Raw genomic sequence first — 6,711 nt, 5'->3', positions numbered from 1 at the left:
GGTCGCCGTTGGCAGTCTGAAAATCACCCGTCACGCCCCCTTCCGCACCCACCCCCTCCACCGCCCCCTCCCGCAGCGCGTCCCTCTCGCCTGGGGTGGGTGGGGGGAGGGGTGGGTGTGGGCGCGCGGGGTGTTGCCCGCGCGCCCAGGGAGGGGGGTGGGGTGTGGCGTGTGGGGTGTTGCCCGCGCGCCTAGGGATGGGGGTGTGGTGCGTGGTCCTTTTGTGCGATCCACCAGGGCCTTCCGCAGTGTGTGCGTGGTGGTGGGGGTGGGTCAGGTGCGGGTGGCGGTGCGGCGGGTGAGGAGGAAGCCGCCGGTCAGGGCTATGGCGTAGAAGGCGAGGTCGAGGGGGCGCAGGTCGGCGCGCCAGGAGGTGAGGGTGTGGTGGAGGAGGGTGCGGGGGGTGGTGGTGTCGGTGTCGGTGTGGGCGAGGCGGAGGTGCTGGGTGAGTTGGCCGAGGAGGAGGGCGCCGGCGGAGAGGAGGGCGCCGAGGGGTGGGAGTAAGCGGTTTCGGCCGCCGAGCAGGCCCAGGGGGAGGGAGACCAGCCCGGCTTGGGCGATGGCCAGCCAGCCGAGGCTGTCGGCGGCGCGCAGGGGGGCGCAGCCGTAGGCGAGGCCGGCGAGGAGGGCGGCGAGCGGGGCGAGGAGGAGGGCGAGGGCGGTGCGGCGGCGGGGGGTGCGGCGGTGGGGGGTGGGGGTTCCGGGGTCGTAGCCGGTGACGGGGACGCCGGGCATGCCGGGGGCGACGTAGCCCTCGGGGGTGTCCAGGGCGGGGGCGACCGAGTAGTGCTGGGCGGTGCGGGGTCGGAGCGATGGGCCGTCAGTGCCCGGTGCGGGTGCGGTCATGGGCGTCGAGTCCCCCCGGAAAGACGATGAGCTGCCGAACGGTAGCAGCGGCTCGGGCAGATCTTGGCGAGTTTTCGATCACAGATCGGGCACGGAGCGTCGCACCCGTTCCGGTTCGTCCCGGCTTGGGCCGGGGGTCGGGTGGTAGTCGCCCCTCCGGACAGGGGATGATGGAGGCTTGGGCGTTCGGGCCCTGGCCGGGCCGACGCGCCGTCACCACGACCGCCAGCAGCACATGGGGGAACGTTCCGAATGACCCAGGCGCAGGGTTCCACCGGCCGCCTCCTGGCCGGCCGCTACCGGCTGAACGGCGTGCTCGGACGCGGTGGCATGGGCACCGTCTGGCGCGCCGAGGACGAGATGCTGGGCCGGACCGTCGCGGTCAAGGAACTGCGGATGAACGCCAGCGTCGAGGAGGAGGAGAAGCACCGGCTGATCGTCCGGACGCTGCGCGAGGCGAAGGCGACGGCGCGGATCCGGCACAACTCGGCGGTGACCGTCTTCGACGTGGTCGACGAGGACGACCGGCCGTGGATCGTCATGGAGCTGGTCGAGTCCCGTTCGCTGGCCGACGTCGTCCGGGAGGACGGGCCGCTGACGCCCGTCCGGGCGGCGGAGATCGCGCTGGACGTGCTGGGCGTGCTGAGCGCGGCGCACGCGCTGGGCATCCTGCACCGGGACGTGAAGCCGTCCAACGTGCTGATCGGCGAGGACGGCCGGGTCGTGCTCACCGACTTCGGGATCGCCAGCGTGGAGGGCGACGCCTCGATCACCTCGACCGGGATGCTGGTCGGCGCGCCCTCGTACATATCCCCGGAGCGGGCGCGCGGGCAGAAGCCCGGGCCGCCGGCCGACCTGTGGTCGCTGGGCGGCACGTTGTACGCGATGGTCGAGGGGCGGCCGCCGTACGACCGCGGCTCGGCGCTGGCCACCCTGACCGCGGTGATGACCGAGGAGCTGAGCACGCCGGCGAACGCCGGGCCGTTGCTGCCGGTGATCGAGGGGCTGCTGGAGAAGGACCCGGCGAAGCGGCTGGACGCCTCGCAGACCCGGTCGATGCTCAAGCGCGTGGTGGCGGAGGCGACCGCGAAGGCCGAGTCGACGACCGAGCACGCGATGCCGGTCGCGGCGGCTGCGGACGCGGACTCGGCGGCGGAGAAGGGGAAGACCGGCGAGAAGGCCGGGGACGAGGGGGAGAAGGCGGGGCCGGCGGGGGAGGCGGCCAAGCGGACCGTGAGCGGGTTGCTGGGGACGGTCCGGGTGGGCAGTCGGGCACGGGACGAGGAGCCCGTCGCGGAGGCTGCGGCCGAGCCGGTGCCGGTGCCGGCGACGGAGCCGGAGCCGATCCGGCCGGTGACCAGTGAGTGGACGATGGGGGCGACCCAGGCGGCCGGGGCCGACCCGCGTACGGGGCGGCGGCGGTTGGCGGTGGTCACCGTGGTGCTGGTGCTGCTGTTGATCGCGGGGATCCTCGCGGTGGTTCAGGCCGTGGGTGGTGGGGACGGGAACGCGAAGGGCGGGAGCACCCACAGCGCGGGGGCCACCTCGCCGGTCGCGGCGACCAGTGAGGCCACCACCCCGAGTCGGAGTCCGGAGGCGACCGTGACGGAGTCGGCTCCTGCTCCTGCTCCCGCTCCTGCCTCCGCGGAGCCGACCGGCACGGCGGGGGCCTCGGCTGCTGCGTCCCCGGCGTCCCCGGCGTCCCCGGTGTCCCCGGCGCCGGCGACCGAGCCGGCTCCGACGCAGACCACGGGTGGCGCGGTGCCGCCGGGTTACCACGCGTACCAGGACCCGAGCGGGTTCTCCGTGACGCTGCCGGACTGGTTGCAGCCGGCCGGGTCGGACTCCAACCGGCGGATCTTCAAGAACCCGGCCGACGGCAGCCAGCTGCGGATCGAGTGGACCACCTCGCCGGGTGCGAGCGCCCTCGCCGACTGGCAGGATTCGGAGCCCAACATCCGTGGCCAGGTGACGAACTACCAGCGGCTGAACCTGGCCGCGATCACCTACCGGCAGTGGACCAACGCGGCGGACTGGGAGTGGACCAACGGCACGCCCAAGTCGCACTCGCTCAACCGGGGCTTCGTCACCGGGAATCCGGCCAAGTACGGCTACTCGATCTACTGGATCGTCCCGGACGCGCAGTGGGCCGCGCAGGCCTCCGCCCGGGACGTCGTGTTCGGCAGCTTCCAGCCGGCGCCGTAGGGCTCAGCCGATCAGGCGCTGCTTGGCGCGGCTGAACTCCTCCTCGGTGAGTGCCCCGGAGGCGTGCAGGGCGGCCAGGCGCTCCAGCTGGTCGATGAGTTGGTCGCCGGTGGCGGGAGCGGCGTCGGAGAGCGCCGGCGGTTGCGGCGTGGCGCGGGCGGCCCGGGCGGTCTCGCGGATCCGCTCGGCGAAGGGCTCGGCCTTGATCACGTCCTCGAAGCGGTGGGAGCCGGTCAGGGCGACGACGGTGAGCACCTCGCCGTTGAACTTGGTGCGGGCCACGGTGGCGTCGGTGACGGCCGCGAGCGGAACCGGTACCGGTGGCTTCCCGTCCTTCAGGAAGAGCAGTCGGTGGGTGGTGAGCACCAGTACGCCCCTGCGGAAGTGGTCGGGGTGCCGCCCGGCCGTGGAGGCCACCGGTTCCTCGCCGTCGATGACGGCCGCTTCGACCGTGCGGACGGCCTCGGCCTGGTTGGCTTGGTTGTTGTTGCCCGCCACCTTGAAGGCGGTGTCGATCAGATCGGTCCAGTCCATGGGACCGAGCGTAAAGGAGCCGCTCAGTAGGCTGCTCGGTGAGCGAGAGGAACTGGCATGCGAGGCGGACCCGGCCAGTTGATGGCGGGTCGGTACCGGCTGACGGACCGTCCCGAACTGCTGCGAGCCTTCGCGGTGGACGAGCGCACCGGTGAGTCGGTGCTGCTGCGCGCCGTGGAGCTGCCCGCGTTGTTGACCTCCGGTCAGGACCCGGACGAGCCCAATCCCGGGCACGGGGACCGGCTGGTGCGGCGGGTGGCGGCGGTCGGTTCGACCGCGCCGGGCTGGCATCCGCGGCTGCTGCGCGGGGTCGGCGCCTTCGTCGACGGCGAGTTGCTGTGGACGGTGGAGGAGCGGCCGGCGGGCTGGACGCTGGCCGAGCTGCTCACCGCCGGGCCGCTCCCGCCGTACCGGGCGGCCGAGTTGGCGGCCGACCTGGCCGGTGCGCTGCGGGCGCTGCACGAGGCCGGGCTCTCCCACGGCAATGTGACCGCCGAGTCGGTGCTGGTCTGCGAGGACGGTGCGGCGATGCTCGGGGGGCTGCTCGCCGGGGTGGCGCAGGAGGCGCTGGCCGAGGACCTCGGCGGGCCGGGCGGGCGGCGGCGGTACGAGGTGCGGGCCACGCTGGTCGGTCCGGTGGCCGAGCGCTGGCCGCTGGACGGCGGCCCGGCGGGGGACTGCTGGGCGCTCGGGGCGCTGCTGCAGCGGATGGTGACCGGCCGCTCGCCGTTCCCGGAGGTCGGGGTGCCGGAGCTGGTGACGGCGGTCCGCGAGGGTCGGCGTGAACCGGCGGTGGTCTGCGGGCCGTTGGCACCCTTGGCCGAGCGGCTGCTGCAGCCCGATCCGACGCTGCGGCCGACGGCCCAGGCGGTGCGGGGCGAGTTGGCGGCGCTGCTGGCGGGCGCGCCGGAGCCGGCCGACGAGGAGCGGACGGCGCGGGAGGTGGAGCTGAAGCCGGAGGCGCCGTTGGTGCCGTTGCGGCCGCGTCGGCGCGGGCGTTCGGACGGGCGCGGGCCGGAGTCCGGCGGGGCGCGGGGTGGCGGGAGCTCCCGGATACCACCGGCCATGCTGGGGCCGCTGCTGGTGGGGGGAGTGTTCCTGCTGCTGGTCCTGGGCATCGTCGCCGTGGTGCTGTTCGCGGGCTGACGGCCCGGGTGCCCGCCGGTGCGCAGGTCCGGGGGGTGGGCGAGATTACCGGGCTCGGCGAGGTGCGCCTAGGGTGTCCGTGGAATCTGTTCGAACAGTGGTCTGCAGCGGGCTTTCCGCCGCGGTGACGGCAAGTGGAATCGAGAGGGGGAGCGGTCGCCGATGGGCGTGCAGGACCGGCCGGAGGCGGCCGAGGCGGAGCGGTTGCTGGCCGGGCGGTACGAGCTCGGTGAGCGGCTCGGCCGGGGCGGGATGGGCACGGTCTGGCGGGCCTGGGACCGGATGCTGGACCGCGAGGTCGCGGTCAAGGAGCTGACCGTCAACCACCTGCCGGAGGAGGACCTGCAGATCCTGCACACGCGGATGAAGCGCGAGGCGAGCGCCGCCGCCAGGATCAAGCACCCCGGTGTGATCACCGTGCACGACGTGCTGGAGCAGGACGGCCGGCCGTGGATCGTGATGGAGCTGGTCGACGGCCGTTCGCTGGCCGACGTGATCAGCCAGGACGGCACCCTGCCGCCGCGCGCCGCCGCCGAGGTCGGCAGCCAGGTGCTCGCCGCGCTGCACCGCGGCCACCAGCTCGGGGTGCTGCACCGGGACGTCAAGCCGGCCAACGTGCTGCTGGAGCGCGGCACCGGGCGGGTGGTGCTGCTGGACTTCGGCATCGCCAAGTACGAGGGCTCGACCGAGCTGACCCGGCCGGGCGACCTGGTCGGCTCGCCGGACTACCTGGCGCCCGAGCGTGCCCAGGGCGAGCGGCCCGGGCCGGCCTCCGACCTGTGGGGCCTCGGGGCGACGCTGTACGCGGCGGTCGAGGGCCAGTCGCCGTTCCGACGGGACTCGCCGATCACCACGCTGGCCGCGGTGGTCGACGAGCCGCTGCCGGAGTCGCGCCGGGCCGGGCCGCTCGGGCCGGTGCTGGCCGCGCTGATGGCCAAGGACCCGGCCGACCGGCCGAGCGCGGACGAGGCGGCCCGGATGCTGGCCGAGGTGCAGGCCGGGCACACCATGGGGCTGTCGTCGGTGGTGCCGTCGGCCGCGCCGGTGCGCACGCCCACCCAGTCGGTGCCGGTGGTGGACCGCAACGAGCGGCCGGACGGGACCGCCAAGCCGTCGGTGGAGGGCTCGGAGGATCCGACCGACGCGCGTCCGGCCGGGATCGCGCCGACCGCCGTGTCGTCGGTCGCCGTGCCGTTCGAGGCGCCCGTCGTGGCCGCCGGACAGGCGCACACCTCGGTCGGTGCGCCGGTCGCGCACTCCTCCGCGCCCGCTGCCGGTCCGGCCGGACGCCGCAAGCGGCTGAGGCTCCTCGCCGTCGCCGTGGTGGTCGGCGCGCTGGCCGCCGCGGCGGCCTTCCTCGCCACCCGGCAGCTGACCGACCCCCCGGCCGCCGACCCCACCCCGACCGCGCAGCCGGACACCGCCGAACCCTCCGACGCGTCGGCGACCGGTGACGCGACCCCCGGGGCGCCCGCCCCCGCCGGCTACCACTGGGTCGACGACCAGGCCGGCTTCCGCTTCCCGCTGCCGACCGGGAACCCGGCCTGGCAGCGCAGCCTGGGCACTGACAGCAACCAGATCTTCTACAGCCCCGACAACCGGGTGCACTACCTGCAGTTCGCGGTCACCGTCGGGCAGTCGATCAAGCCGTTGGACCACATGCGGCAGATGGAGCTCAACGTCTCCAAGTCGCTCAAGGACTACAAGCAGCACCGGATGGCCGGCGCCGTGGTCAACGGCCACGAGGCGGCCACCTGGGAGTTCAGCTACCTGGCGAAGGAGGGTGGACGCCGGCGGGCGATCGAGACCGAGTTCATCGACGAGGACGGCACCGCCTACGCGATCTACGCGTCCAGTCCGGACAAGGGCGACGACTGGCAGCAGGCCGAGCAGCGGTTCACCACGGTGCTCAACCACTTCACGCCGACCCGCTGAGCCGGGGCGCACGGCTGGGTGGTGAGGGCGGAGCGCCCCGCTTTC

General features: G+C 74.3%; 5 protein-coding genes. 3 read left to right on the top strand and 2 right to left on the bottom strand.

Annotated elements, in window-relative coordinates; translation table 11 throughout:
- Positions 1–273 precede the first annotated feature (273 nt).
- Positions 274–846 (bottom strand): hypothetical protein, encoded by a 573-nt coding sequence (locus ACZ6Z8_RS35205; protein ID WP_465614073.1) that lies wholly within the window; start codon positions 844–846, stop codon positions 274–276.
- A 252-nt stretch (positions 847–1,098) separates the two neighbouring features.
- On the opposite strand from ACZ6Z8_RS35205, the gene ACZ6Z8_RS35200 reads away from it, so the two are divergent.
- Positions 1,099–3,051 carry a serine/threonine-protein kinase gene (locus ACZ6Z8_RS35200; protein ID WP_465614072.1) on the top strand — a complete coding sequence of 651 codons (1,953 nt, stop codon included), beginning with the start codon at positions 1,099–1,101 and terminating at the stop codon, positions 3,049–3,051.
- A 3-nt stretch (positions 3,052–3,054) separates the two neighbouring features.
- Here the strand turns inward: ACZ6Z8_RS35200 and ACZ6Z8_RS35195 are convergent, their stop codons facing one another.
- A complete protein-coding gene (locus ACZ6Z8_RS35195) occupies positions 3,055–3,585 on the bottom strand; it encodes an SHOCT domain-containing protein (protein ID WP_465614071.1) in 531 nt (176 codons plus the stop codon).
- A 57-nt stretch (positions 3,586–3,642) separates the two neighbouring features.
- Here ACZ6Z8_RS35195 and ACZ6Z8_RS35190 point away from each other — a divergent pair, with 57 nt between their 5' ends.
- Together ACZ6Z8_RS35190 and ACZ6Z8_RS35185 are read left to right on the top strand one after the other, a co-directional pair.
- Positions 3,643–4,731, top strand: a complete 1,089-nt coding sequence (locus ACZ6Z8_RS35190) for a protein kinase (RefSeq protein ID WP_465614070.1) — start codon at positions 3,643–3,645, stop codon at positions 4,729–4,731.
- 162 nt (positions 4,732–4,893) lie between these two features.
- Positions 4,894–6,666 (top strand): serine/threonine-protein kinase, encoded by a 1,773-nt coding sequence (locus tag ACZ6Z8_RS35185; RefSeq protein ID WP_465614069.1) that lies wholly within the window; start codon positions 4,894–4,896, stop codon positions 6,664–6,666.
- Positions 6,667–6,711 lie beyond the last annotated feature (45 nt).

The sequence above is a fragment of the Kitasatospora sp. NPDC101108 genome (genome assembly GCF_055584725.1).
Note: the sequence above shows the minus strand (reverse complement) of the source record. Positions and strands in the feature narration are given on the sequence as shown.